26 protein-coding genes are annotated in these 26,472 nt (G+C 65.2%); 13 read left to right on the top strand and 13 right to left on the bottom strand.

Features of this window, described 5'->3' with window-relative positions; genetic code table 11:
* Nucleotides 1–96: 96 nt before the first annotated feature.
* Nucleotides 97–2,619 (bottom strand): DNA translocase FtsK, encoded by a 2,523-nt coding sequence (locus tag QP803_RS00755; protein WP_284945779.1) that lies wholly within the window; start codon nucleotides 2,617–2,619, stop codon nucleotides 97–99.
* A 56-nt stretch (nucleotides 2,620–2,675) separates the two neighbouring features.
* Complete coding sequence (locus QP803_RS00750; RefSeq protein ID WP_284945778.1) at nucleotides 2,676–3,296, bottom strand: hypothetical protein; 621 nt, start codon at nucleotides 3,294–3,296, stop codon at nucleotides 2,676–2,678.
* 237 nt (nucleotides 3,297–3,533) lie between these two features.
* Between QP803_RS00750 and QP803_RS00745 the strand changes: the two genes are divergently transcribed.
* The 9 genes from QP803_RS00745 (at nucleotide 3,534) to QP803_RS00705 (ending at nucleotide 13,589) form a co-directional block, all read left to right on the top strand.
* Nucleotides 3,534–4,997, top strand: coding sequence for a circularly permuted type 2 ATP-grasp protein (locus tag QP803_RS00745; protein WP_284945777.1), 1,464 nt, complete (start codon nucleotides 3,534–3,536; stop codon nucleotides 4,995–4,997).
* Nucleotides 4,994–6,037 carry an alpha-E domain-containing protein gene (locus tag QP803_RS00740; RefSeq protein WP_284945776.1) on the top strand — a complete coding sequence of 348 codons (1,044 nt, stop codon included), beginning with the start codon at nucleotides 4,994–4,996 and terminating at the stop codon, nucleotides 6,035–6,037. Before QP803_RS00745 ends, QP803_RS00740 begins: the two co-directional genes overlap by 4 nt.
* A gap of 102 nt (nucleotides 6,038–6,139) precedes the next feature.
* Nucleotides 6,140–6,721, top strand: a complete 582-nt coding sequence (locus tag QP803_RS00735) for a precorrin-2 dehydrogenase/sirohydrochlorin ferrochelatase family protein (RefSeq protein ID WP_284945775.1) — start codon at nucleotides 6,140–6,142, stop codon at nucleotides 6,719–6,721.
* Nucleotides 6,722–6,732: 11 nt separating this feature from the next.
* Nucleotides 6,733–8,526 carry a diflavin oxidoreductase gene (locus tag QP803_RS00730; protein WP_284945774.1) on the top strand — a complete coding sequence of 598 codons (1,794 nt, stop codon included), beginning with the start codon at nucleotides 6,733–6,735 and terminating at the stop codon, nucleotides 8,524–8,526.
* A 10-nt stretch (nucleotides 8,527–8,536) separates the two neighbouring features.
* On the top strand, nucleotides 8,537–10,261 hold the full coding sequence (locus tag QP803_RS00725; RefSeq protein ID WP_284945773.1) for an NADPH-dependent assimilatory sulfite reductase hemoprotein subunit: 1,725 nt from the start codon (nucleotides 8,537–8,539) through the stop codon (nucleotides 10,259–10,261).
* Nucleotides 10,262–10,266: 5 nt separating this feature from the next.
* Nucleotides 10,267–11,505, top strand: a complete 1,239-nt coding sequence (locus tag QP803_RS00720; RefSeq protein ID WP_284945772.1) for an arsenic transporter — start codon at nucleotides 10,267–10,269, stop codon at nucleotides 11,503–11,505.
* 51 nt (nucleotides 11,506–11,556) lie between these two features.
* Entirely contained in the window at nucleotides 11,557–11,835 is a 279-nt protein-coding gene (locus QP803_RS00715) for a type II toxin-antitoxin system TacA family antitoxin (protein ID WP_284945771.1), read from the top strand.
* A complete protein-coding gene (locus tag QP803_RS00710; protein WP_284945770.1) occupies nucleotides 11,823–12,320 on the top strand; it encodes a GNAT family N-acetyltransferase in 498 nt (165 codons plus the stop codon). Before QP803_RS00715 ends, QP803_RS00710 begins: the two co-directional genes overlap by 13 nt.
* Nucleotides 12,321–12,383: 63 nt before the next feature.
* Entirely contained in the window at nucleotides 12,384–13,589 is a 1,206-nt protein-coding gene (locus tag QP803_RS00705; protein ID WP_284945769.1) for an MFS transporter, read from the top strand.
* A gap of 8 nt (nucleotides 13,590–13,597) precedes the next feature.
* On the opposite strand, the gene folD is transcribed toward QP803_RS00705, so the two are convergent.
* From folD to dapA, 6 genes are all read right to left on the bottom strand, one after another.
* The gene (gene folD / locus QP803_RS00700) at nucleotides 13,598–14,473 is read right to left on the bottom strand and encodes a bifunctional methylenetetrahydrofolate dehydrogenase/methenyltetrahydrofolate cyclohydrolase FolD (RefSeq protein WP_284945768.1); all 876 of its coding nucleotides are present in this window, start codon (nucleotides 14,471–14,473) and stop codon (nucleotides 13,598–13,600) included.
* 6 nt (nucleotides 14,474–14,479) lie between these two features.
* On the bottom strand, nucleotides 14,480–15,367 hold the full coding sequence (purU, locus tag QP803_RS00695) for a formyltetrahydrofolate deformylase (protein ID WP_284945767.1): 888 nt from the start codon (nucleotides 15,365–15,367) through the stop codon (nucleotides 14,480–14,482).
* A gap of 89 nt (nucleotides 15,368–15,456) precedes the next feature.
* Nucleotides 15,457–16,179 carry a GTP cyclohydrolase II gene (locus QP803_RS00690; protein WP_350356050.1) on the bottom strand — a complete coding sequence of 241 codons (723 nt, stop codon included), beginning with the start codon at nucleotides 16,177–16,179 and terminating at the stop codon, nucleotides 15,457–15,459.
* Complete coding sequence (ribD, locus tag QP803_RS00685) at nucleotides 16,176–17,291, bottom strand: bifunctional diaminohydroxyphosphoribosylaminopyrimidine deaminase/5-amino-6-(5-phosphoribosylamino)uracil reductase RibD (RefSeq protein WP_284945766.1); 1,116 nt, start codon at nucleotides 17,289–17,291, stop codon at nucleotides 16,176–16,178. Before ribD ends, QP803_RS00690 begins: the two co-directional genes overlap by 4 nt.
* Before the next feature lie 43 nt (nucleotides 17,292–17,334).
* Entirely contained in the window at nucleotides 17,335–17,832 is a 498-nt protein-coding gene (gene smpB / locus QP803_RS00680; RefSeq protein WP_284945765.1) for an SsrA-binding protein SmpB, read from the bottom strand.
* Between the two features lie 2 nt (nucleotides 17,833–17,834).
* A complete protein-coding gene (gene dapA / locus QP803_RS00675) occupies nucleotides 17,835–18,713 on the bottom strand; it encodes a 4-hydroxy-tetrahydrodipicolinate synthase (RefSeq protein ID WP_284945764.1) in 879 nt (292 codons plus the stop codon).
* Nucleotides 18,714–18,931: 218 nt separating this feature from the next.
* Between dapA and QP803_RS00670 the strand changes: the two genes are divergently transcribed.
* The 4 genes from QP803_RS00670 to QP803_RS00655 all read left to right on the top strand — a co-directional run bounded on the left by QP803_RS00670 (nucleotide 18,932) and on the right by QP803_RS00655 (nucleotide 22,267).
* On the top strand, nucleotides 18,932–20,896 hold the full coding sequence (locus QP803_RS00670; RefSeq protein WP_284945763.1) for a lytic transglycosylase domain-containing protein: 1,965 nt from the start codon (nucleotides 18,932–18,934) through the stop codon (nucleotides 20,894–20,896).
* Nucleotides 20,884–21,351: a phosphatidylglycerophosphatase A family protein gene (locus tag QP803_RS00665; RefSeq protein WP_284945762.1), complete on the top strand. Its 468-nt coding sequence runs from the start codon at nucleotides 20,884–20,886 to the stop codon at nucleotides 21,349–21,351. The genes QP803_RS00670 and QP803_RS00665 overlap by 13 nt, the downstream gene beginning before the upstream one ends.
* Before the next feature lie 10 nt (nucleotides 21,352–21,361).
* Nucleotides 21,362–21,865: a CinA family protein gene (locus QP803_RS00660; RefSeq protein WP_284945761.1), complete on the top strand. Its 504-nt coding sequence runs from the start codon at nucleotides 21,362–21,364 to the stop codon at nucleotides 21,863–21,865.
* Between the two features lie 150 nt (nucleotides 21,866–22,015).
* Entirely contained in the window at nucleotides 22,016–22,267 is a 252-nt protein-coding gene (locus QP803_RS00655) for a hypothetical protein (protein ID WP_284945760.1), read from the top strand.
* Nucleotides 22,268–22,277: 10 nt separating this feature from the next.
* Here the strand turns inward: QP803_RS00655 and QP803_RS00650 are convergent, their stop codons facing one another.
* The 5 genes from QP803_RS00650 to QP803_RS00630 are packed head-to-tail and all read right to left on the bottom strand — an operon-like array spanning nucleotide 22,278 to nucleotide 26,471.
* A complete protein-coding gene (locus QP803_RS00650) occupies nucleotides 22,278–22,577 on the bottom strand; it encodes a putative quinol monooxygenase (protein ID WP_284945759.1) in 300 nt (99 codons plus the stop codon).
* 11 nt (nucleotides 22,578–22,588) lie between these two features.
* Nucleotides 22,589–23,467, bottom strand: a complete 879-nt coding sequence (locus QP803_RS00645; RefSeq protein ID WP_284945758.1) for a heme-dependent oxidative N-demethylase family protein — start codon at nucleotides 23,465–23,467, stop codon at nucleotides 22,589–22,591.
* Entirely contained in the window at nucleotides 23,460–24,470 is a 1,011-nt protein-coding gene (locus QP803_RS00640; protein ID WP_284945757.1) for an ABC transporter ATP-binding protein, read from the bottom strand. Before QP803_RS00640 ends, QP803_RS00645 begins: the two co-directional genes overlap by 8 nt.
* The gene (locus tag QP803_RS00635; protein WP_284945756.1) at nucleotides 24,467–25,507 is read right to left on the bottom strand and encodes an ABC transporter ATP-binding protein; all 1,041 of its coding nucleotides are present in this window, start codon (nucleotides 25,505–25,507) and stop codon (nucleotides 24,467–24,469) included. The genes QP803_RS00640 and QP803_RS00635 overlap by 4 nt, the downstream gene beginning before the upstream one ends.
* On the bottom strand, nucleotides 25,497–26,471 hold the full coding sequence (locus QP803_RS00630; RefSeq protein WP_284945755.1) for an ABC transporter permease: 975 nt from the start codon (nucleotides 26,469–26,471) through the stop codon (nucleotides 25,497–25,499). The genes QP803_RS00635 and QP803_RS00630 overlap by 11 nt, the downstream gene beginning before the upstream one ends.
* Nucleotide 26,472 lies beyond the last annotated feature (1 nt).

Here is a 26,472-nt window from a genome sequence, read left to right as displayed (position 1 = left end):
CCAGAGCGGTTGGATCCGTTGTGCGTTACGGCAGCGGGCAAGGCGCCCATGGATCCCCCGATCAAGTCGGGGGATGTCGGGGATAAGAAGCCCCGCTCAATCGTCGTCGTTATTCGTCCGGCGGACCAGAACCTCGCGCTTGCCGACATGGTTGGCGGGACCCACGATCCCCTCCTTCTCCATCTGCTCGATCAGCCGCGCGGCACGGTTGTACCCGATCTGGAGATGGCGCTGGATGAAGCTGGTGCTGGCCTTGCCCTCCCGCGCGACCAAAGCGACCGCCTGGTCGAACAAGCCCTTCTCGCCCTCGCTCGCGCCAGGCATGGTCGCGGTGGAATTGCCGCCGCCATTGTCTTCCTCCGTCGCCTCGGTCACTTCGTCGAGGTAGTTCGGCTCGCCCTGCTCACGCAGGAAGGCGACCGCATCCTCGACCTCCCGATCCGTGACGAAGGGGCCATGAACGCGGGTGATGCGCCCGCCGCCGGCCATGTAGAGCATGTCGCCCTGGCCCAGGAGCTGCTCGGAGCCCTGCTCGCCCAAAATGGTGCGGCTGTCGAACTTGCTGATCACCTGGAAGCTGATGCGGGTCGGGAAATTCGCCTTGATGGTGCCGGTGATGACATCCACGGACGGCCGCTGCGTCGCCATGATGACGTGAATGCCAGCGGCGCGCGCCATCTGCGCCAGCCGTTGCACCGTAATCTCGATCTCCTTGCCGGCGACCATCATCAGATCCGCCATCTCGTCGATGATGACCACCAGGAAGGGCAGCGGCTCCAGCGCCAAAGGCTGCTCTTCGAAGATCGGGCGTCCGGTCTCGGCGTCGAAGCCGGTCTGGACCTTGCGGGTGACCACTTCGCCGCGCGACCGCGCCTCAATCACCCGCTCATTGTAGCCGCCGATATTGCGGACGCTGAGCTGGCTCATGGCACGGTAGCGGCGTTCCATCTCCCGCACCGTCCATTTCAACGCCTGAACCGCCTTCGCAGGCTCCGTCACCACCGGCGCCATCAGATGCGGAATACCGTCATAGACGGAGAGTTCCAGCATCTTCGGGTCGATCAGGATCAGGCGGCAGTCTTCCGGGGACATGCGGAACAGCAGCGACAGGATCATCGCATTGATGCCGACGGACTTGCCCGAGCCGGTGGTGCCGGCAACGAGCAGATGCGGCATCCGCGCCAGATCGACGATCACCGGTGACCCGCTGATGTCCTTGCCCAAAGCCAATGGCAGGCGGCCGGTATGGCTCGACCATTCATCGACCTGCATCAGTTCGCGCAGGAACACCGTCTCGCGCTTGTCGTTCGGCACCTCGATGCCGATCACGTTGCGACCGGGGACGGTCGCGATGCGGACGGCCGTGACGGACAGGCTGCGGGCGACGTCATCCGCCAGGCCGATGACGCGGGCCGAGCGAATGCCGGGCGCCGGCTCCAGCTCATAGAGCGTCACCACCGGTCCGGGGCGGATTTCCACGATGCTACCCTGAACGCCGTAATCGGACAGCACGGTTTCGAGCAGCCGAGCATTGGCCTGCATCGCCTCGGCGCTGATGCCGACTTCATGGCGGGCCGGCGGCTCCTTCAGCAGGGACAGCGGCGGCAGACGCCAACCGGCATTGGAAATCGGTGCCGGCACCTCGGCCACCACCTGGCGGCGCTGCTTCTGGGCGCGGATGCGGCTGTCACCGGGCGCCTCGGCGACAGGCTCGCGGTCACGGCCCATGTCGCGTGGCGTCTCACGTCCAAGCGGGGCAGCGCGCGGCGCGGCACTCGGCGCGGCGCCGTCACGACGCGCAAAGGGGCCGCTCGTGGCGGTGCGGCGGTCGTCATCCTCCGGGTCCATCGGCGGCAGGCGCGTTGCCGGATGCGGCGCGCGTTCGTCGCTGTGGCGCGTCTGTCCCCAGTCGGGCAGCAGTCTGAAGATCGCGCCCATGCTGCGGCCGAGACCGCCCATGCCGCCGGCCATCGTCTGGCTGGACCGCATCGACAGGGCGGCGGCACTCACGGCGCCGGTGCGGGCTTGGCGGCCAGCGGCACGCCATTCCATGGCCGTCAGGCCGAAACCAAAGGCGGCGAGGCCAAGACCCAGGATCATTTCGAGCACCCAGCCGAGCGCGATCCCCAAAGGGCCGAGGGCGGAGTGGGCGGCACCGATCAGGGTATTGCCGACGGCATAGCCGGTCGCGCCACCCCAACCGGCAGCGAGCCAGACCGAACTATCGGCCATCGGCACGGGCAGATTGGCAAGGCCGCCGGCAAGCAGCGGCATCGCGATCGCCAAGGCCATGAGGCGAAGGGCGAGGTGGCTGAGGCGCCGGCTCTCGGCCATGCGCCATCCCCAAACGAGCAGGACGAAGGCCGGCAGCAAGCCGATGACGCCAAATCCCTGCCAGGCAAGATCAGCAACCATGGCGCCGGCCGGTCCGGCGAGGTTGCGCACGACGGTTCCCGCCGTATCGAGGGATGCATCGGTGGGATGGTAGGAGGCGAGCGCCACCAAAAGGCCGATTCCGAGCAAGCCGAGCAACAAGCCGCCGAGCCCGGCCAACCGGCGGCGCAGCATGGCCAGCAGGGTCGGCGAAATCAGCCGACGTGCATCAGCGAGAGCGGCCATCGGGATCTTTCACAGAGACGCGGGCCGCGACTCGAAGCCCGACGCGCCGATGGAGATTAGAAGATGCCGCCGATGCCGTGTGCGATATTTCCGAAAAAGCCACGCTTTTGCGTAGCGGGCGCCGCCGTGGTGGACTGCTGGGCGACAACGGTCTGGCCAGCGACGGGGGTCGCGGGCGTCGCGGCCGCCTGCACCAGCACGGGCGGCTGATACACGTGCTTACGCGTCACACCGCAGACTTCGTAGGTGATCGGCTGCACCATCGGCTGGCCATCCGCGAAGTCGGTCAGCTGCTGCGCCGTCTTCAGCGAGAGAACCTGATTGAACAGACCGACATTCTGCTGGCAGAACAAAGTGCCCTGCTTGATCCCGTTCTCAGACTGCACATTGGCGAGCTGCGTGATGTAGTCGTCATGCTCCGAGCGCCAGCCGCGGCCGTAGTGATGCAGGAAATAGGAATTGAGAGCCGAATCCTGCCGCATCAGCGTCGGCCGGAAGGTCATGACGAAGTCATTATAGCGGTCCCGGGTGTCGCAGGAGAGTGCGGTCACCATGAGCTGGCTTTTAAGCCCCGCCATGTTGAGGGCCGTGCCTTCGATTGGCTTCAGGCAAGCGGCCAGGGCGATGCTTGGAGCGAGGAGAACAGTGGCCGTGAGGGCAGCGAACAGGCGGCTCATGGTGAACTCCGGGCCATTAAATGTTTATCAAGCGAGATGACGCGACCCGCTGCCGGGTCGTTAACGGTGTGAGGTAAACCCTGTATTCCACGGATTTGCAAATAAATTTCTGCTACAGCGACGTGTTTTGACGGGGCGCCAGACAGGATCGATGTCGCCTCATGAAGGCGTTTCCAACCCACTGGCAGAGGCCAAACAAAACCCCTATAGCCGAAGAGGCTCCTCTTTAGTGCAGGGATGGCGGAAATTCCACAGGATCTCTTTCGCGACTGCGACCCCGGCCCATATATCTGCGAGCTGCAACCAGGTCGCCCAGGCGATAACGGCGCGGCACAAACGGTACGAGACCGTATCTGCGCCATCGGACTTGACGGGCTCCGCGCCCGCGCGACGGCCGCCGAAAACGATTTGATGAGCCTGGGCGTCACGTTCACCGTGTATTCCGAGGCGACCGCCATCGATCGCATTCTTCCGTTCGATTGCATCCCCCGCATCATCACCGCAGCGGAATGGCGCAAGCTGGAAACCGGCGTACAGCAGCGCGTCGCGGCCATAAACTGCTTCCTCAGTGACATCTACCACGAACGCCGCATCATCCGCGATGGCATCGTGCCGGCGGACCTGATCCTGGGAAATCCGAATTACCGGCCTGAGATGGAAGGCTTCCCGGTCCGATTCGGGACCTACGTCCATATCTGCGGCATCGACATCATCCGCGACCAGGAAGGCGAGTTTCGCGTCCTGGAAGACAATGCCCGGACGCCCTCCGGCGTCTCCTACGTCATCGAGAACCGCCACCTGATGCGGCGCGCCTTCCCCGATCTGCTCGCGGGCATGTCCCTCATGCCGGTGGATGATTACGGCCGCCGCCTGCGCGAGGCACTGACCGAAATTGCGCCCGAGAGCGTGCTGGACCCGCAGGTCGTGCTGCTATCCCCCGGGATCTACAACTCGGCCTATTTCGAGCATGTCTTCCTGGCGCGTGAAATGGGCGTGCCGCTGGTCGAAGGCGCGGATCTGACGGTCGAGAACGACCGCGTGTTCATGCGCACCACTGCCGGGCTGCGCGCTGTCCATTCCATCTACCGGCGCCTGGGCGATGATTTCCTCGATCCGACCGTCTTCCGGCCGGATAGCATGCTCGGCGTTCCGGGCCTGATCCAGGCCTGGCGCAAGGGCAATGTCGCCCTCGCCAATGCGGTCGGCACAGGCGTTGCGGATGACAAGGCCGTCTATGCCTACATGCCGCGCATCATCAAATATTACCTCGACCAGGAGCCGATCCTGGCCAATGTGCAGACCCATATCTGTCGGGAAGCTGAGGGCCTCGCCTATACGCTCGATCATCTGCACGAATTGGTGACCAAGCCGGTCGGCGAGTCCGGTGGCTATGGCATCACCATCGGGCCGCGTGCCAGCAAGACCGAACTGGATGATGCGCGTGCCGCCCTGATTGCCAATCCGTCGAATTGGATCAGCCAGCCGATGATCGGGCTATCGGTCGGACCGACGCTGACCGATGAGGGCATTCGCCCGCGCCATCTCGACCTTCGCCCTTTTGCCGTCACCGGCCGCAGCACCTGGGTGCTGCCGGGCGGCCTGTCTCGTGTGGCGCTCAAATCTGGCAGCTTGATCGTGAATTCGTCCCAGGGCGGCGGCTCGAAAGATACCTGGGTGCTGGCCGAGGATAGCCGGCGATGAACCAGAACGGCCCTTTGCTCGCCCGCTATGCCGAAAGCCTGTTCTGGATGGCGCGCTATATGGAGCGCCTGGAGAATCTGGCGCGCCTGATCGATGTGACGCAGACCTTCGAGAGCCCGGGCTTCGAGACGGAGGCTTGGGATGCGCTGATCCGCATCCATGCCGATGAGGCTGATTTCGCCAAGAAATACGGCACGCCTGACCCGGAGACCGTGAAGCATTACTACCTGCTTGCTCGTGACAATCCGAATTCCATCTATGGCTCGATCGAGGGCGCGCGAACCAATGCGCGGACCTTGCGGCCGCTGATCAGCACCGAGATGTGGAAGCACCTCAATGTGTTCCACCGCGACCTCGCCCTGGTGCAGGAGGATGAGTTGAGCGGCGACAGCCTGTCCCGCCTCTGCTCGCGCATCAAGGAAGGCGTGCAGACCCATACCGGCATCACTGAAGGTACGCTGTTCCGCGACCAGGGCTGGCATTTCTACGAAATCGGCCGGCTGATCGAGCGCGCCGACCAGACCACGCGCCTGCTCGACATCAAGTTCCATCGCCTTGCGCCGCGCGGCCAGGAAGAGAAGCGGCAGGAGGAGCGGACGCAATGGGGCGGCATCCTGCGCGCCGTGGCTGGTTACCACGCCTTCCGCCGGGTCGCCCCGGTCGATTTCGGGCCCAGCGACGTCTGTTCCTTTCTTCTGGCCGATGCGAGCTTCCCGCGCAGCGTTCTTCTGTGCGTCAGCCAGGCGGAATGGCATCTGACGCAGCTCCGCACGAGCTACAACCTGCGCGGCACATTGACGGCGCTGGAGCAGATCGAGGAAGTCCGTGCCGCCCTGCGTGATTTCCGGTCGGAGGAGCTAGTGCATGAGGGGCTGCACGATTTCCTTGACCGCCTGCAACGCGACCTGATCGCCCTCGCGGCCGATATCGGCACCGCCTTCTTCCGCGATTGGCGACCGAACGCCGAACCAGTCGCACCCCCGACGCAGACGCAAACCGAGCCTGCCGCCGCGGAGGCGGAAGCCCCCTCATCCTCCTAGGACCGTAGGGTTTTCATCTTCGGCCGGGACCTCGCGGGGATGTTTATTCTGAAACCGCGACGGCGCTTGTGGCACGCGGCAAAATCTCCTTTATGACGCCGCATGATTCCTGTTTCGCTTGATCCCCAGGCGCTGCGACTGGCCCTGGCTGGTCATGGCGCGGCGGCGCTGCGCCGGTGGCGACTGCTGGTCGAAGGCGGGGCCGCATCGGCCCTTTGCTTCTGTGACGAAGCCGACCCGGCCTTGCAGGCAGAGGCCGGCGACCGCTACCGGCTGGGCCCACCGGATGACGCGGCCCTGGCGGAGATCGATGTGCTTTGGGTCGTGGGCATCCCCGATGCCGAAGCCGCCGCCCTCGGACGTCAGGCAAGACGGCACAAGGTTCTGGTCAATGTCGAAGACCGGCGGGAGCATTGCTTCTTCCACAATACCTCCGAGCTGCGGCGTGGAGCATTATTGATGACCGTCTCGACCGGTGGCAAAAGCCCTGGCCTTGCCCAAACCATTCGCGCGCGCCTCGCCCGCGAATATGGTTCGGAATGGGGCGACAGGCTGGAGGAAATCAGCCGCAATCGGGACATATGGCGGCGCGAGGGGCATGATTTGCCGATACTCGCCGCCAAGACCCGTGCATTGGTGAAGCAGAACGGCTGGCTTGATGAGCCGGGCGCGAACGAAGAGTGACACGAGCAACCATGGCCAGCCTGCCCCAACTGCCCCCTACCGCGCCCTTCCGACCGGAGGAGATTGCGGCTCTCAATGGCGTCTTTGCCAAGACGACGCCGGAGCAGCGGACCTGGCTGAGCGGCTTCCTGGCCGGCTATCAAGCCGCGACCGGCGCCGCCGGTATCGCGCCAGCGGCGGCAACTGCCCCTGCCAAGAAGGTCCCGCTGCTCATTCTGTTCGCGACCGAATCGGGAAATGCGGAGACGCTCGCGGCGACCGTTCGCAAGGCGGCGCAGAAGATGGGCTTCGCGCCCCGCGTCGCAGATGTCGCGACGATCACCGTGGCAGAGGCGGCGAAAGCCGAAAACCTGCTGATGATCGCCAGCACCTGGGGCGAGGGTGACCCACCGCAGCGCGCCATCGATTTTCATCAGGCCCTGATGGCGCCGGATGCGGCGCGTTTCGACAAGACGCGCTTCAGCGTCCTGGCGCTGGGCGACCGGGCCTATGTCAATTTCTGCTCGACGGGGCGCGACTTTGACGCCCGCATCGCCGCACTCGGCGGCACGCGGCTCGCTCCTGTCGTGGAATGCGACGTGGATTACGACGCGCCGGCGACTGCCTGGATCAAATCCAGCCTCGACCTCCTGAAACAGGAGACAGATGGCGCAGTCATCCATGTCGATTTCGCGCGCGCCGCGCCCGCGAGCCTGGACGACGATGACGATGCCGAGCCCGCCTATACCCGCAACCACCCCTTCGAGGCGGAAATCCGCGAGCTGATCAACCTCAATGGCAGCGGCTCCTCCAGCGAGACCTTCCATATCGAGCTGTCTCTGGAAGGCTCCGGCCTCGCCCATGAGCCGGGTGACGCGCTGGGTGTCGTGCCGCAGAACGATCCTGTCCTCGTCGATGAAATTCTCGGCGTGACCGGTCTGGCCGGAAACGCCGAGATGCGCACGGCACTGATCGAAGCGCAGGACATCACGACCCTCACGCGGCCGCAGATCGAGGCCTATGCCAAGTTGACCTACAGCAGCAGGCTGAACGCGCTGCTTGCCGATGCGGATGCTTTGAAGGCCTGGCTGCCGGGCCGCCATGTCATCGACTTGCTGGAAACGGCCCCGATGAAACTCGACGCGGGCCAACTCACCGGCCTGCTGCGGTCTCTGCCCGGCCGACTGTATTCCATCGCCTCCAGCCGGCTCTATGCCGAGGAGGAGGCGCATCTCCTGGTTTCCGCCGTGCGCTATGAGACCCATGGCCGCACGCGCGCCGGCGTCGCCTCCGTCGATCTGGCTGAACGCCGCAAGGCGGGAGAGACGCTGAAGGTCTATCTGAAGCCGAATGCGCATTTCCGCCTGCCGGCCGACCCGGATCGCGCCGTGATCATGATCGGACCGGGCACGGGCGTCGCCCCCTTCCGCGCCTTCATGCAGCAGCGCGAGGCGTCCGGTGCCACCGGCCGCAACTGGCTGTTCTTTGGCAACCGCCACTTCACCAATGATTTTCTCTACCAGCTTGAATGGCAGGATTGTAAAGCATCGGGCCTGCTGACGCGCATCGATACTGCCTTCTCCCGCGATCAGCGCGAGAAAATCTATGTCCAGCATCGCATCTGGGAGCAGCGCGCCGAACTGTTCCGTTGGATCGAGGACGGCGCCGCCCTCTATGTCTGCGGTGACGCCAATGCCATGGCGAAGGACGTCCACACCGCCCTCATTCGCGCCATTGCCGACCAGAGCGGTGGTGACGAAGTGGCGGCGACCGCCAAGCTCGATAGCCTGCGACGCGACAACCGCTACCTCCGCGACGTTTACTGAGGTTCAGATCATGGCCGATACGACCGACAGACCGTCGCTTTCCCGCAACGAGGGCATCAAGGAAGCCAGCCGTGGCTTGCGCGGTGGCATCGCCGAGGGCCTGAATGACGTCATCACCGGCCAGCTCGCCGAAGATGACACGCAGCTTACGAAGTTCCACGGCATCTATCAGCAGGACGATCGCGACATCCGCGCCGAACGTGGGCGCAAGAAGATGGAGAAGGCCTTCAGCTTCATGGCGCGCGTGCGCGTGCCCGGTGGGCAGATGACGCCGGCGCAGTGGCTGGCGCTGGACGATATTGCCGAGGAGCGCGCCAACGGCACGCTGCGCATCACCACGCGCCAGGCAATTCAGTTCCACGGCATCATTAAAAGCAACCTGCGGCCGGCCATCAACAGCATCAACACGGCGCTGCTCGACACGCTCGCTGCCTGCGGCGATGTCAATCGCAACGTCATGTGCGCCGTAAACCCCTATCAAAGTGCCATTCACGCGGCGGCGCTGAAGCTCAGCCAGGATATCAGCGACCACCTGACACCCAAGACCAGCGCCTATCACGAGATCTGGGTGGATGGCGAAAAGGTCGCGGGTGCGGATGAGGTGGTCGAGGAGCCGATCTACGGCCGCACCTATCTGCCCCGGAAGTTCAAGATCACCGTCGCCGTGCCGCCGCAAAACGATGTCGATGTCTACGCCCACGACCTGTCCTTCGTCGCAGTGCTGGATAACGGCGTCATCAAAGGCTGGGACGTTTTGGTCGGCGGCGGCATGGGCATGACGCATGGCGAGCCCGACACCTTCCCTCGCACCGCCGACCACCTCGGCTTCTGCACCACCGAACAGGCGGTCGAAGTCGCGGAGAAAGTGGTGATCGTGCAGCGCGATAATGGCAACCGCTCGGTCCGCAAGCATGCACGGCTGAAATACACCATCGAGACGATGGGCCTCGACCTGTTTCGGTCGGAGGTGGAGCGCCATCTCGGCTATTCGCTCGGCGCGGCGCATGTGCCGGTCTTCGCCGGGCGCGGTGACCGCTATGGATGGACCGAGGGCGATGACGGCCGCTGGCATGTCACGCTGTTTATCGAAAGCGGACGCGTGAAGGATTGGCCGGAGAAGCGGCTGCAAACCGGTATGCGCGAAATCGCGCGTATGCTGGAGGGCAGTGAGGGCGTGATCATCCTGTCGCCCAACCAGAACCTCATGGTCGCGAATATTTCGACTGCGCAGAAGCCGGCGGTGGAAGCCCTGCTCGCCGAACACGGCATGGCGACGAGTGCCGATAGCGGATTGCGGCGCAATGCCATGGCCTGTGTCGCGCTGCCGACCTGCGGCCTCGCCCTCGCCGAGAGCGAGCGCTACATGCCCGAACTGCTCACCGCGCTGGAAGGCGCGCTGGACGCGGCGGGCCTGCGGCAGGATGAGATCGTCATTCGCATGACCGGCTGCCCGAATGGATGTGCGCGGCCCTATCTCGCCGAGATCGCCTTCGTCGGCCGTGGTCCGGGCACCTACAACCTCTATCTGGGCGGCAGCTTCGCGGGCGAGCGGCTGAACAAGCTGTATCGACCCGATATTGGGCATGACGCGATCCTCGGCGCCCTCGGGCCGCTGTTCCGCGAGTATGCAGAAGCGCGCGAGGAGGAGGAAAGCTTCGGCGACTTCGTCATTCGTGCCGGCCACATCAAGCCGACCACGGCGGGCAACACCTTCCACGCCGACATCACGTCCTAGCGCCTGTGGCCTGGCTGACCTGGCTCGTCGTGATCGTCGCGACAGCCGGAGTCATCATCCGCCCCTGGCGCCTGCCTGAAGCGGTCTGGGCGGTGGCGGGCGCCGTGATCCTGGTCATCGGCGGCCTGCTGCCATGGCGCGCCGCCGCCGAAGCGGTTGGGCGCGGCACCGACGTGTATTTGTTCCTCATTGGCATGATGCTTTTGAGCGAAATTGCCCGACGCGAAGGCCTGTTTGACTGGTTGGCGGCCTTCGCCGTCCGCCAGTCCAAGGGCTCCGCGCAGCGGCTTTTCCTGCTCATCTATGCCGTCGGAACCATCGTGACGGCCTTCCTATCGAATGACGCGACCGCCGTGGTGCTAACACCCGCGGTCTTCGCCGCCGCTCGCAGTGCGAAGGCCGATCCGCTGCCTTGTCTGTTCATCTGCGCCTTCATCGCCAATGCGGCGAGTTTCATTCTGCCCATCTCCAACCCCGCCAACCTAGTGCTGTACGGCCATCACCTGCCGCCGCTGTTTTCCTGGCTGGCGCATTTCCTGCTGCCCTCGGCCTTGGCGGTCGGTGCCACGCTCGCGGCTCTTTTGCTGATCGAGCGACGAAATCTTGCCGTCAGAATCACCTCTGACATCCCGCAGCCGCCCCTTTCCCAGGGCGGGCTGACGGCCGCCATCGGCATCGGCCTGACGGCGGTGGTGTTGCTCACGGCCTCGGCGGCCGATGTGTCGCTCGGCCCCCCGACGGCGCTGGCGGGCGTGGCGACGGCGGGTTTCGTGCTGTGGCGCAAGCGCGAGACGCCATGGGCGACGCTGCGTGGTGTCTCCTGGCTGGTGCTGCCACTGGTCGCGGGGCTGTTCGTGCTGGTCGAGGGTCTGGGGCATACCGGCGTCATCGCGGCCCTCGCCGGCTGGCTGCAGGCTCAGGCGCAGCATTCCGCTCAGGCGACCGCCTGGGGCGCAGGCATTGCAGTCGCCCTGGTCTGCAACATCATGAACAACCTGCCGGCCGGGCTGATCGCCAGCCAGACCGTAACCGCCGGGCATCTGCCGCAGACGGTGACAGACGCGCTGCTGGTGGGTGTCGATCTTGGCCCAAATCTGTCGATCACCGGGTCGCTCGCGACAATCCTATGGCTGACGGCGATCCGGCGGGAGGGGGCGGATGTGAGCTTCGGGGCCTTCCTGAGGCGCGGCGCCATCGTCATGCCGCCCGCGCTCGTTTTGGCCCTGGCGGGGCTTTTTCTGTAGTTCGATCTGCGCGTTGTGTATACGTTGTGTATTAATAGCGGGAGCCTGCCCATGGCAGCCAATGGACCTGCGGCGCCGACCGTCAATATGCGCGTGTCTCGGTCAGACCTGGACCTGATCGACCGTGCGGCTAAAGCGCATGGCACGAATAGGTCCGCCTTCATGATCGAGGCAGCCATGGCCAAGGCCGAAGCGGTGTTGCTCGACAAGCGCCTTTTCGCCGTCGATGACGCGATCTACGAGCGTTTCATGGCAAGGCTCGACGAACCGCCCCGGATCGACAGCAGGCTCCAGCGATTGCTGTCCACGCCCGCCCCATGGGAGCTGTAATCCAGCCCCCGACACGTCTCACGGCTGCGCATGACGTTTCAAACTTTACCTGTCGCGAAAGCGCGCTGAACGAATGGCTTCTCAAGCAAGCCCTTCGCAATGAAGGCCGGTTATCGCGCAGCTATGTCACCTGCGTGGATCATCAGGTGGTCGGTTTCTACTGCCTCGTGAACGGTGCTGTGCGTCGGGATGCCGCCGTATCGAAACTACGCCGCAATGCGCCGGACCCCGTTCCGGTCATGATCATAGGCAGGCTGGCGGTGGATCAAGCCTGGGAAGGTCGCGGTCTTGGTCGGGGTCTTCTGCGAGACGCGATCCTGCGGACGCTTGGGGCCAGCGAGATCGCCGGCATCGCGGCTCTGCTTGTTCATGCCATCTCACCTGGCGCACGGCGCTTCTACGAGGGCAGTGGCTTCGTTGCCTCCGAACTCGAACGGATGACGCTGATGATTAGTCTGAAGGATGCCGCGGCGCTCCTTGGCTGATCCACAGGGGACGGTTGCGCGGGCGTTCCAATCGATTTACGCCTCCGGAAAAGGGGGCCGCCGGTGAACCGTACCTTCGACATGCTGCCCTTCTTCGCGGCGCTGTTCATCGACCTCTTCTCCTTCGGGCTGATGTATCCGGTGATCATCGCCTTCTTCCATCAACCCAGTGTCGCGCACCTCTATCCGCCGCAGACCTTGGCCCTGCTTCTGTCGGCCACCTTCTCGCTCTTCCCCCTCGGCATGTTCTTCGGGGCGTCCCTGTTGGGTGACATTTCGGATGCGATCGGGCGAAAGCGCACGCTGCTGATTTGCATGGGTGGGCTGACGGTCTCCTACGGGCTGATGGTCCTCGGCGTGCAGACCATGATCCTGAGCTTCTTCCTGGCCGGCCGGTTGCTATCGGGCCTGATGGCGGGCTCCGGCCCCATCGCACAGGCGGCGATGATGGACCGCAGCGCGCCAGAAGATCGCGGGCGCAACCTGTCCCATGTCGTGCTGGTGAATTGCGTTGCCCTGACGTCGGCCCCGGCGGTGGGCGGCATTCTGGCCCGGTTCGACATGCGGGCGCCGCTGCTCGCCACCGTGGTGCTGTGCATCGGCGCCTTCATCCTGATCCAGCGCGCCCATTTCACCGAAGTCGCCCCCGCCACGCGCTTTTCCTTCAGCTGGCAACGCCCGATCGAGAACTTCGTGCATGCCGCGCGCCATCCGCACATCCGCTGGATCACGCTGTCTTTCTTTCTCTTCCAACTCGGATTTTCGATTTATTTCGTCTACGTGCTGTTGCTCATGCAGCGGCAATACGGCCTCGACCCCGCCGGCATCGGCCTATTCTCGGCCACCATCGGCGCCGGCTTCGTAGTGGGATCGACGCTCGGCTACCCTTGGCTTGCCCGGCATCTCCCCAACGAGGCGGGGTTGGCTGCCGTCTCCCTGCTCGTCTGCGGCGGCTTCGTGGTGATGTCGGCCTTCGTCCCGCAACTGGCCCAATGGCCGGTGGCCCTGCTCGCGGCGATGTTCAACGTCACCGCCTATGTCACGCTCTTCGCGCTGATCAGCGGCTCGGCCTCGAAGACCGAGCAAGGCTGGGCGCTCGGCATCGGCACATCGGCGATCGCCCTCGCCTTCTTCCTGTCCGGCTTGCTCGCCAATGTTCTGACAGTGGTGCCGATCGGGCCGATCCTGGCGGCCGGCGGCCTGATCGTGACCATCGGGGCTTTGCCGTTGTGGCGCGTGCGGCGAGCGGCGGTGGCGATTGGCGGATGAGCGAAGCGTTATCCGCCGTTCTGGGACTGCAACTTCGCCGCTGTCAGCGTATTGCGCAGCAAGCAGGCGATGGTCATCGGCCCGACGCCGCCCGGCACTGGCGTGATGCGACCGGCAACCTCCACAGCCTCGGCGAAGGCAACGTCGCCCACTAGGCGCATCTTGCCCGCTTCGCCGGGCACGCGGTTGATGCCGACGTCAATCACCGTGCCACCCGGCTTGATCCAATCGCCCCGCACCATCTCCGGCTGACCCACGGCCGCCACCAGAATATCCGCGCGGCGGCATTCCTCGGGCAGATCGCGCGTGCGGGAATGCGCGATCGTCACCGTGCAGCTTTCCCGCAGCAGCAGCGCCGCCATCGGCTTGCCGACGATATTGGAGCGCCCGAGCACCACGGCGCGCAGACCTGACAGGTCGCCAAGTTCGGCCTTCAGCATGAGCAGGCAGCCGAGCGGCGTGCAGGGCACCAGACCCGGGAGGCCCGTACTCAACCGGCCGGCGTTGATGACGTGGAAGCCATCGACATCCTTATCCGGCGCGACGGCATCGAGCACGCGGTTGGTGTCGATGTGCTTGGGCAGCGGCAGTTGCACCAGGATGCCATGCACGGCCGGATCGGCATTAAGCTGCGCCACCAGTGCCAATAGCGTGGACTCGGTGGTCTCCGCCGGCAGCCGATGCTCGAAGGACGCCATCCCGGCCTCGACCGTGGTGCGTGCCTTGTTGCGCACATAGACCTGGCTCGCCGGATCCTCGCCGACCAGCACCACCGCCAGACCGGGGATGATGCCGGAGGCCGCACGGAAGCCCGCGACCTCGGCCGTCACCGTGGCCAGGATGCCGGCCGCGAAGGCGCGACCGTCGATGATCTTGGCAGCCATGAGCGTCTATTCCGTAAAGACGACGGTCTTGCCGCCATTGAGGATGACGCGCCCATCGAGATGGAAGCGCACGGCGCGCGCCAGCACGCGACGCTCGATATCGCGACCCTTGCGCACCAGGTCCTCGGGCGTATCGGCGTGGCTGATCCGCTCGACGTCCTGGTCGATGATCGGACCCTCATCGAGATCGCTGGTCACGTAGTGGGCGGTCGCCCCGATCAGCTTCACGCCGCGCGTATGCGCTTGGTGATAGGGCTTGGCGCCCTTGAAGCCGGGCAGGAAGGAATGGTGGATGTTGATGCATTTGCCATTCAGCTTGGCGGTCAGCCCATCCGACAGAACCTGCATATAGCGCGCGAGCACGACGAGATCGGTCTTGGTCTCCCGCACCAGGTCCCACAGCTCGGCTTCTTGCTCCATCTTGGTCTGGCGGGTGACGGGCAAATGGTGAAAGCGGATGCCGGAGAAATCGACGCCGGCATAGGTGTCGCGCGGATGGTTGGCGACGATGGCAGTGATCTCCATCGGCAACTCGCCATTGCGCCAACGATACAGGAGATCGACGAGGCAATGGTCGAAGCGCGAGACCAGGATCATCACCCGGCGCTTCTCAAGCCGATCACGCAGCGACCACTCCATGCCGAAACGCTCGGCGACATCCTTGAACGCGGCGCGGAAGCGCTCGGCGAAGCTGTCGCCCTCTTCTGGATCACCTGACACGAAGACCACGCGCATGAAGAAGCGGTTGCTCTCCAGGTCGTCGAACTGCTGCGCCTCCAGAATATTGCCGCCAGCCTCGAACAGGAAGGTGGTGACGGCGGCCACGATACCCGGCTGATCGGGGGACGCGATCGTCAGGACATAGCGTGGCTGCGGGCGCGCGGGCGGGATCATAGGATGTCTTTCGCGAGGATCATAAATCTTTACAGACAATAACAGTGGGCCATTGTCTGTCGAGGGCCGCGAACGGCCGCGACGGCGACTTAGGCTGATTCCGCCACGACATCGCCCTCACGCGGTGTCTCGACGCCTTTCAAAGGGACGAGGAATTTCGTGGGATCGAGCAGATGCCGATGCTCGAACTTGGCCTGGAGATAGGCGCGATTCGCCTCAGTTACATAGACGCCGGTGCGGCGGATTTCCGCGACATCGATGCCGGCGGCGCGAAGCTGGGCGACCTTGTCGGGATTATTCGTGAGCAAGCGAATGCGCTCAACCCCTAGGGCCTGGAGCATCCGCGCGCCGACGGTGTAATTGCGCGCGTCCTCCGGCAGGTTCAGCCAGCGGTTGGCAGTATAGGTGTCGATGCCCTTGTCTTGCAGCCGATAGGCGTCGAGCTTGGCGTAGAGGCCGATGCCGCGCCCTTCCTGCCGCAGATACAGCAGCACGCCGCCTTCCTCGGACAGCAATTCGATCGCCTCGTGCAATTGGCGACCACAGTCGCAGCGAGCGGAGGCGAAGACGTCGCCGGTGAGGCATTCGGAATGCAGCCGGACCAGGGTGGGCTTGGTCGCGTCTGGATGCCGTCCGGCGAAGCGGATGGCGACATGCTCTTCATGGTCCGCCAATCCGTCGAAGCCCAGGAACTCGGCCTCGACGCCGGCAGGGCCCATCGGGATCATCACACTCGGGCGCGGTTGGCAGGCGCCCATTGGCTCTTCCTCGGCGTGGCCGGCCGCGCGCACGACGGGCTGCAGATGGGTCATGAAGAAATCCCAGTCAGTATTTCACGCCCAGATCGGGGCAATAAGACTTCATACGTTTCCAACACGTCCTCTTCATACGCTTCTCGCGTTAAAAGGCGCAGGCGAAATGCGTCTGCCAGCCTTTCGACGCCGAGGCCTTGGATCGCCGGCATCCCGCTATCACCGAGCAGAGTAGGCGCCCGATGCCAGGCGAGCCGATCGACCAAACCGGCACGCAGAAGCGCGCCCGCCATATGCGCGCCCCCTTCGCTGAGCACGCTCGTCAGGCCGAGATCGCCAAGCCGGCGCAGCGCATCGCGCAGGTCGATGCGACCGGCATCATCGGCGGCGCAGCGCAACACGGTAATGCCGGTGCCCTGCAGGGCCGTGGCATCAGCCGCCTCTGTAGCCAGCAGGATAAGCGGATGAGCCTCGGCGTTCCGCACCAGCTTGCTGGCTAGGGGGATCCGCAAGTGGCTGTCCGCGACCACGCGCCAGCGCGGCCGGTCTCCCAGCCCTTCCAACCCGCAGATCAGGCCGGGATCATCGGCGAGCACGGTGCCAATGCCAACCAGCACGCCATCATGCTCGGCGCGCATACGCTGCACCACGCCACGGGCGGCCGGGCCCGTGATCCATCGGCTTTCGCCTGACTTGGTGGCGATGCAACCATCGAGCGTGACGCCCAGCTTCAACGTCACCCAGGGCAGGCCTTCGGTCACGCGCTTGGCGAAGCCCGCGACGATGGCGCGGGCTTCCGCTTCCATTAGACCCGTCTCGACCAGGATCCCGGCCGCCCTCAGTCGGGCGATACCCCGGCCCTGGACCCTTGGATCGGGGTCGTGGGCATGGGCGACCACCACACGGGCGACACCCGCAGCGATCAGGGCGTCCACACAGGGCGGCGTGCACCCGTGATGAGCGCAGGGTTCCAACGTGACATAGGCGGTGGCGCCGCGCGCCGCCGCGCCCGCTTCCGCCAGGGCCATGACCTCGGCATGCGGACGACCGCCAGGTTGGGTCGCGCCGCGCCCGATGATGCTATCCCCCACGGCAATGACGCAGCCGACCGCCGGATTAGGCGCTGTACTGCCTAGAACGCCACGCGCGAGGCCGATTGCCTTGGCCATCATGCAGGCGTCGGTTGTCACGCGGGCGCGCAGGCGGCGGCCATGGTCAGCCGCCCTTGTTGCGCAGCAGCCGGGCCTTGTCGCGCTGCCAATCCCGGGCCGCGACGGCGTGGCGCTTGTCGGCCTTCTGCCGCCCCTCACCCACGCCCAGCAACACCTTGGCGCGGCCGCGATCGTTGAAATGGATTTGCAAGGGAACGAGCGTGACGCCGTTGCGGGCGATTTGTCCGGTGAGGTTGTTGATCTGCTTGTGCTTGAGCAGCAGCTTGCGCGGCGCGCGCGGCTCGAAACGTGACAGCACGCCGCCCTGGTATTCGGGGATATAAGCGTTGAATAGCCACAACTCCCCATCCCGCTCGCCAGCCCAGGCTTCGGTCAAAGTCGCGCGGCCATGGCGCAGGGATTTCACCTCCGCGCCCTTCAGCACGAGGCCAGCCTCGACCGTTTCCTTGATCGTATAGTCGAACCGCGCCTTGCGGTTCTGCGATGCGATGCCGTGGGAAATCAGCCCCGACTTCGACTTGTCCTTGGGGGTCTCCGCCATGATCAGTTGAGCAGGCCGACCTCGACCATCGCAGCGCGCACCTGGGCGCGCGTCGCCTCGGTGATCGGCGCGAGGGGCAGGCGGCAATTGGGCTCGCCGAAGCCCAGGACATGGGCGGCGTATTTCACCGGCGCCGGATTGGTTTCCGCGAACATCGCATCATGCAGCGGCACCATGCGGTGCTGGATGGCGATGGCCTCGGCCATCTCACCGCGCTGCCAGGCATTGTGCATCTCACTCAACAGGCGTGGCGCGACATTACCCGTGACGCTGATGCAGCCGACGCCGCCCGAGGCCAGGTGCGCGACGGCCGTGTGGTCCTCACCCGAGAGCTGGCAGAACGCCGGCCCGCAGGCGCGGCGCACATGCAACGGACGCACCAGATTCGCGGTCGCGTCCTTCACGCCGACGATATTGGGATGCTGCGCCAACCGCGCCATGGTCTCGACGCTCATATCGACCACGCTGCGGGCGGGAACATTATAGATGAGGATCGGGATCTCGGCGGCATCCGCGATCGTCTTGTAGTGGAGATACAGACCCTCCTGCGTCGGCCTGTTGTAATAGGGCGTGACGACGAGCGCCGCATCCGCACCGGCCCGCTTCGCATGGCGGGCGAGATCGGTTGCCTCAGCCGTGCTGTTGGAACCCGCGCCGGCGATCACCGGCACACGGCCGCTCGCCACGGCGATGGTGATCTCGACCACACGACGATGTTCGGCATGGGTGAGGGTCGGCGACTCGCCGGTGGTGCCGACGGGAACCAGGCCATGGGTGCCTTCGGTGATCTGCCATTCGACGAAGCGCTCCAGCGCGTCTTCATCGACGGCACCATCGGCCCGCATGGGGGTAATCAGGGCAACGAGCGAGCCCTTGAACATGGACGTATCCTCGGCGTGGGGGACTGAAACTAGGACCGGCGGCTGCGGGTCGCAAGTGATGGGCCTGGGGACCTGATTACGGTGGAATGCGCTGCGCTTTTCCACCCTACGATGTTGGGCGAATTCGTAGGGTGGATGAGCGTAGCGTCATCCACCCTCCCTTTCCGAACCGCCATCCTTGGGCGATGATGGCGCGACACGAAAGGATTGCGCCCGCTGTGACGAGACTTCTGGTGGCTCTGATCTGCGCGTCCGTCCTCGGCCTTCGTGTCGCCGAGGCCCAGGTCTCCACCCCCATGGACGCGGTCGCGGCCTATAATTGGGACCAGGCGAATAGCATGGCCGCGCAATATGCCGATCCCGTCGCGGCCAAGGTCGTGACCTACTACCGCCTGCTGACGCGCGACGCCGCCAGCACCACCGACATTGATGCCTTCATGCGCACGAGCCCGGACTGGCCGCAGCAAGCCCTGCTCGAAACCCGTTGGGAACAGGCTTTGACCGAGGAGCCCGACCAGGCGACGGCCCTCGCCCAATGTCAGACTCGGTGGCCGATGGGCGCGCCAGCGCTGCTTCGCTGCGCCGCCGTTTTCACGGCCGCCAATGACACCAAGGATGCGACCGAAGCCGCCCGCCGCGCCTGGACCGGCACGGGCATCACCGACCCCGGCCAGATCACCGCTTTCCTTGACCAATGGGCGACTGTCCTGCAGCCGGCCGACGAATGGGCGCGGTTCGCGGCACTTGCCCGCCAAAGCTCCCCGGCCGCCGCCGCCGAGATCCCACGCCTGGCCGCCGCCGACCAACCCTCGGCCGTGGTCTGGGTCGCCCTCAATGCCGGCCAGCCCGATGCCGCCGCCATGATCACGGCGCTGCCGCAGCCGCGCCAGCAGGATCCGGGCCTGTTCCTGGCCGCCGCCCGCTATTTGCGGAAATATTCCACCGATCCCGACGCCCTCGCCTTCTGGATGAGCAACGGCAATGCCGCCCTGGCCGCCGGCCAGACGGCGCAGCAGCATGCGCTCTGGACCGAAGCTGCACGGCTAACGCGCGGCCTGATCACCGACGGCGATGCCGCCCACGCCTATATCCTCGCCGAATTGATCAAGCCGCCTGCGCCGGCCGATCGCGGCGACGAGGAATTCTTGGCAGGTTTCATCGCCCTGCGTCTGCTGCATGATCCCGGCAAGGCGATCGGCCATTTCCAGGCCCTCGCCAGCCTATCCTCTGCCGTCATCACCCAGTCCCGGGCGCATTACTGGCTCGGCCGCACGCTCGCGGCCCAGGGCAGCACGATGCAGGCGGCAGGTGAATACACGAAGGCCGCCGCTTGGCCGACGACCTTCTACGGCCAACTCGCGGCCCTGGCCTTGGGGGAGACCCCAGCGGCGCTCAATGCGCGCATCCTCGCGACGCCGGCACCCGGCTGGACCACCGACCAGGCGCTCGATTTCGCGGGGCGGGAAGTGGCCCGGGCCAGCGCCTTCCTCGTCGCCTGGGGCGAGCCGCGCCGCGCCTATAACTTCCTGATGGATCTGGGCCCCATCGCGCCGGACGCGCCCGATATGGCCATGGCCGGGCAGCTTGCCCTCGGCTTCCAGGTCACGCCCGCCGCCGTGGGCATCGCGCGCTATGCCGGGTTGCACGGGCAGATGCTGCTCGCGGCCGGCTGGCCGATCCCCTTCCAGCCGCCGACATCCTCGCCGATCGAGGCGGCGGTGACGCTCGCTTTGATCCGGCAGGAGAGCAGCTTCGACGTCGCGGCCGTGAGCCCGGTCGGCGCCCTCGGCCTGATGCAGTTGATGCCGGCGACGGCGCGGCTGGTGGCGCAGAAACAGGGACTTTCGGTGTCGCAGGGGCAACTCACCAGCGACCCGGATGCGAATATGGCCCTCGGCACCGCCTATTTCGCGAGCGTCCTTCAGCATTTCGACGATTGCCTGCCGCTCGCCGTGGCCGCCTATAATGCCGGACCCAATCGGGTCGACCAATGGTTGCAGCAGAATGGCGATTTCCGCACCCCAGCCACGGCTGCCGCAGCGCCGGATGTGCTGGACTGGATCGAACTGATCCCCTTCGACGAGACGCGCAACTACGTTGAGCGCGTAACCGAAGGCGTGGAGATTTATCGCGCCAAAGAGGGCGTGACGCTGGCGCATCCTCTGCAGCCGTGGCTGCATTGACCGCCCCGGGACGCTGGATCGCGAGCGCGGGCGGCGTCGGCTATTTCCCCTGGGCGCCCGGCACCGCCGGCTCGGCCGTCGCCCTGGTTCTCGGCATCGGCATCCTGCACTACGCCGGACACGGCGTGCTGGCATTGGCGTCGCTGATCGCGGCGCTCGGGGGCATCTGGGCGATCCGCGCGGCGAAGGCGGCGGACGATCCCGGCTGGGTGGTGATCGACGAAGTGGCCGGCCAGTGGATCACGCTCTTGGGGCTCGGTCATGTCAGCCTCGGCGGCGCGGTCGCGGCCTTCGCGCTGTTCCGACTGCTCGATATCAGCAAACCCGGCCCTATCGGCTGGGCGGACCGCCAGAACACGCCCTTTGGGATCATGGCGGATGACGTGCTGGCCGGTCTCACCGGCGGCGTGATCCTGTGGGCACTGCTGCTGTGGCGCCCGATGCTGCTCGGTTGAGGAGAAGAGGATGTTTCCGCAGGATATGCTCGATGAGGCGGCGGCCCTGCTGGCGGCGGCCCGCGCACGCGGCTGGCGCATCACCACCGCCGAAAGCTGCACCGGCGGGCTGATCGCCGGGCTGCTCACCGCCCTCGCCGGCTCCTCCGACGTCGTGGACGGTGGCGCGGTCACCTATTCCAACGCCGCCAAGACGCGGGTGCTGGGCGTGCCGGCTGAGACGATCACCACGCATGGCGCCGTGAGCCAGCCGGTCGCCCGCGCCATGGCAGCCGGTGCACGACAGACGGCCGAGGTGGATCTCGCGGTCGCGGTCACCGGCGTCGCGGGTCCGGGCGGCGGCACGGCGACCAAGCCGGTGGGTCTGGTCTGGTTCGGTGTCGCGTCACCGGAGGGTGTGATTGCCGAGTCGATGATCTTTCCCGGCGACCGCACGGCCGTGCGCATGGCGACAGTGCGCCACGCTGTGGCGCTGCTGCGGAAGGCCATCATGCAGCAGACCCGCTACGCATGACGTGATGGCGGTGCGGCGATCAGACGCGTATGATGCCACGACAAAAGCGTTTCATTATCGCACCAATCGCGGTAGCTTTGGTCTCCGCCCTCTGGGAGACGATCGGCGATGGCGAATTTGGCGCCAGCACCCGCTGGGAGAGGAGGAGGCGTGAGTGAAAGCGACCGCGTAACCCGCCTCGAAACGCATTTCGAATATGTGAAGGTCGATCTGACGGACCTCAAAGTTGGTCAGAAGGATCTGGCGGACAAGATGAACGCCATACTCTTCACCCTCCAGGAGCTCCCGACCAAGAACGACCTGTGGTCCTGGAAAATCCAATGGCTCGCCATCGGCCTGGGTGCCATGGCCCTGATCGTTGGCGGCATCATCGGCGGCCTCGACTGGATCAAGCCGCGCTGACCGCCAAGCCTCAGGCGTTTTGCAACAGATAGACGTCGAGCTTTGCCAGCACATCCTTGGTGTCCGCCACGAAAGACTGCAGAGCCGCGCCCTTGCCATGAGCATCCAACGCGGCCTGATCGCGCCACTTTTCGATGACGACGACGCAGTCCTCACCGAATTTCAGCGGCGATGAGTCGAGATCGATCACCGGCGCATAGTCCAGGCAGCCGTCCTCTGCCTGTACCGCCGGCACGGCGGCCTTGAAGCGAGTCAGCAGGGCTTCGCGCTGGCCCGGCTGCGCCGTCAGAATAGCGACGATATGGATCATCACGGTCTCTCTCAAAGCGGGTCCGCACCATCCGACTGTGCGTCGAGATAGGCAAGCAGAGCCGCGCGATAGGGCATGAGGCTCTTGTAGCGTTCCAGCTCTGCTGGGATCCCCCGCACGGCGGTGGCGAGGCGCGCGGCCTCACCCGGAACGGCAACCACCTCGGCCAGCGGCGTCACATGGGTACGAATACCGAAAGCGACGACACCGCTCGCGGGCAGCACCCGGAAGGTCTGGCGCTCGACCCGCAGCCACAACGTGTCACCGGCATTGTCCGGCGCGATGGAGTAGTCTAGATCGCCGCGACCATGGCCGGTCGGCTGAAACAACGTCGGGTCCTCATGGACCGACCAATTGTAGCGCACCGCCAGCTTGCCGGGCTTCAACGCGCCCATGAAGCGATCCACCGGGCGGCCCAGCGTCTCCCCATAGGTCGGCACCGGCTTGTGGATCGCCATCATCGGACGGCCGATCTTGTCGGAGAGGCGCCACCGGCTCGGAAAGCACAGGATGGCGGCGATCAACACCGGACCCTCGGGTCCCGATTTGAGGAGACAGAAATCCTCGGCAACCCAGGGGCAGATGACGGCCAGCGGATGCGCGGCAGCGTCCCAATGCGGTGCCGCCCAGCCGGGACGAAAGGCAGTGAGATGGGCCGCCAGCATCGCTTGTAGTTCGGCGGAGGCATCCTCGGCGCCGGGCACATCGGCCAAGACCTCCGCCCGACGCTCGGCGAGCAGACGACACCGTTCCGTAATCTGCCCCGGCGTGGTGCTGTCGGCCTCGATCCAGTCGCGCTCGGGAATGGCGGTGATGCCCAAGGTCATCCTGAACGGCCCCGCCTCATAGGGCAGGTGCAGCGCCGGCGGCGGGAGGGACGCCTCAGGCACCGCCGGCCGTCATGCCTTCGATCGGGCCGTCGAGCGGGAAGTGGCAGGCGACGCGCCGCTGGTCACCGTACGGCCGCAACAACGGCACTTCTGCCGCACAACGCTCCTGCGCGATGGGGCAGCGCGTATGGAAGCGGCAACCGGACGGTGGATTGGTCGGGCTCGGCGGTTCCCCGCGCAAAATTGTCCGCGCGCGAATATTGCCATGCGGATCGGGCTCCGGCACCGCCGAGATCAGCGCCGCCGTATAAGGATGCGCCGGATGATGAAGCACCCGATCCGTCTCACCCAGTTCGACGATGCCACCGAGATACATGACGGCGGTGCGGTTCGCGATCTGGCGCACCACGCTGAGGTCATGGGCGATGAAGACATAGGTAAGACCGAGCTTCTGCTGCAAATCCATGAACAGATTCACGATCTGGGCCTGGACCGAAACGTCCAAGGCAGAAACCGGCTCATCCGCCACGATCAGGCTGGGTGACATGGCAATGGCCCGCGCGATACCGATCCGCTGGCGCTGCCCACCCGAAAACTCATGCGGAAAGCGCGTCAAGAAATCGGCAGACAGGTTCACCAACTCCATGAGTTCGCGCAATCGGCCCTGGACATCGGCCTCGCTGCGCTTGCCGTGAACGCGCAGCGGGTCGGCGATCAGGTCCCCCACGCGACGGCGCGGATTGAGCGAGGCATAAGGGTCTTGGAAGACCATCTGCATCTCGGCGCGCAAAGGTCGCAGGTCGCGTTGGCTCAGCCGGGTGATGTCGCGCCCCTGGAAGGCGATGCGGCCATCATCGATATCATAAAGACGCAGCAGGCATCGGCCGAGAGTCGATTTGCCGCAACCGGATTCGCCGACAAGGCCGACCGTCTCCCCCGGATAGACATCGAGCGACACATTCGTCAGGGCTTGAACGGTCTGCACGCCGCCGGCGCGAAACCGGCTGCCGACACGGAAGGTTTTGGTCACGCTGGCCGCGTGCAGCATCGGTGCGGTGGTCATGCCGCCGTGCCCTGCGCGCGGATGGCGCGTTCATGCGACCAGTCAGGCAGCGCGTTTTGGGCGAGATAGCAGGATGCCTCCTGCGCGCCATTGCGGAACAAAGGTGGCCGCACGTCGCAAGGCTCGAAACGGAAGTCGCAGCGCGGCTGAAAGGGGCAGCCGACCGGCCGGGCCAAAGGCGATGGCGGGCTGCCCGCTATAGAGGGCAGCCTGAAGGGCTTGGGCCCATGCATCGGCGGGATCGATTGCAATAGGCCCAGCGTATAAGGATGGCTCGGCTGGGCCAGCACGACGGATTTCGGGCCACGCTCGGCGATGATGCCGGCATACATCACCATCACCCGGTCCGACACGGTCGCCACCACGCCCATGTCATGGGTGATGAGAATGACCGATGATCCGAAGTCCGCGCGCAGGCGCTGGATCAATTCCAGAATTTGGGCCTGCACGGTGACGTCCAACGCCGTCGTCGGCTCATCCGCGATCAGCAGGGACGGGTTGCAGGACAGGGCCATGGCAATCATCGCCCGCTGCCGCATGCCGCCCGATAGCTGATGCGGATAGCGCGTCGCGACCCGCGCCGGGGACGGTATGCCCATCTCGCCCAGCAGCTCGATCGCACGGGCCTTCGCCGCTTTGCGCGACACGGCCTGATGGGCGCGGATCTGCTCCTCGATCTGCCAGCCGATGGTGTAAACGGGCGTCATCGCCGTCATCGGATCCTGAAAGATCATCGCAATGTCGCTGCCGCGCAGACCGCGCATGGCGCGCTGATCGAGCGTGAGCAGGTCACGCCCCTTGTAGAGGATGCTGCCGGTGATGATCGCATTCGGATCGGTGATGAGACGCATGACGGCGAGCGAGGTCATGCTTTTCCCGGACCCGGATTCGCCGACGATGCTGAGGATTTCGCGGTTGCCCACCGTGAAGGAGACATCTTCGATGATGCGGATGATGCCCTTTTCCGACCGGAAGGAGACGCAGAGGTTCCGAACGTCGAGCAGCGGCGCTTCGGTCACGACAGATTCAGCGGGCATCGCGCACTCTCGGGTCAAGCCAGGCATAGGCGATATCGACGATCGCATTTGCGACGACGACGAAGAATGAGGAATACATCACTGTCGCCATGATGAAGGGCAGGTCGAGGTTCTGCAGCGCCTCATAGGTCAGCCGGCCGACACCCGGCAGGTCGAAGACAACCTCCGTCAGCAAAGCCCCGCCACCGACCAGGGCGCCAAAGTCGAGACCGAACATGGAGACGAAGGTGATGAGAGAGGTGCGCAGCGCATGGCGAAACATGATCCGCGTCTCGGACAGGCCTTTCGCCCGCGCGGTGCGGATGAAATCCTCCTGATAGGCTTCGACCAGATTGGCGCGCAGCACGCGGCCGTAGAGACCGATATAGAGAATGGCGAGCGTGACCCACGGAATGACCAGACTCTTGAACCAGAGCCAAGGATTTTGCGTGAGCGGCGTATAGCCGAGGCCGGGCACCCAGTGGAACAGCCAGGTGTTGTGAAACCGTGATTGCGTCACGAGGTTCAGCACTGAGCCCACCCAGAAGACGGGCATCGAAACGCCGACCAGCCCAAGGAACATCAGCATGCGGTCCGTGATGCCACCGCGCGTCGCCGCCGCGACGACACCCACCAGTATGCCGAAGACCACCCAAATGACGGCGGCACCCAGAACGAGTGACAGCGTCACCGGCGTCGATTCGATCACGGCGGGAATGACGCGCTGGCCGCGATTGACGAAGGAGGTCAGATCCCGCGTGACGAAGAGCTTCTCCATCACCTTGACGTATTGAATGGGCAAAGGTCGATCGAGCCCGAAGGAATGGCGCACCTGCGCCAGCGTCTCGGGTGTCGCGTTGCGACCAGCGATGCGGGCCGATGGGTCGGCGCCCGGTGTCGCGAAGAAAATGAGGAAAACGACGATGCTGATGCCCAGCATCACAAACAGCATTTCCGCGAGGCGGCGCAGGATGGGGAGAAGCATC

This window comes from Acidisoma sp. PAMC 29798 (assembly GCF_030252425.1).
Taxonomy (GTDB): Bacteria; Pseudomonadota; Alphaproteobacteria; order Acetobacterales; family Acetobacteraceae; genus Acidisoma; species Acidisoma cladoniae.
The sequence above is the reverse complement of the archived record's forward strand: the minus strand, read 5'-3'. Positions and strand labels throughout refer to the sequence as shown.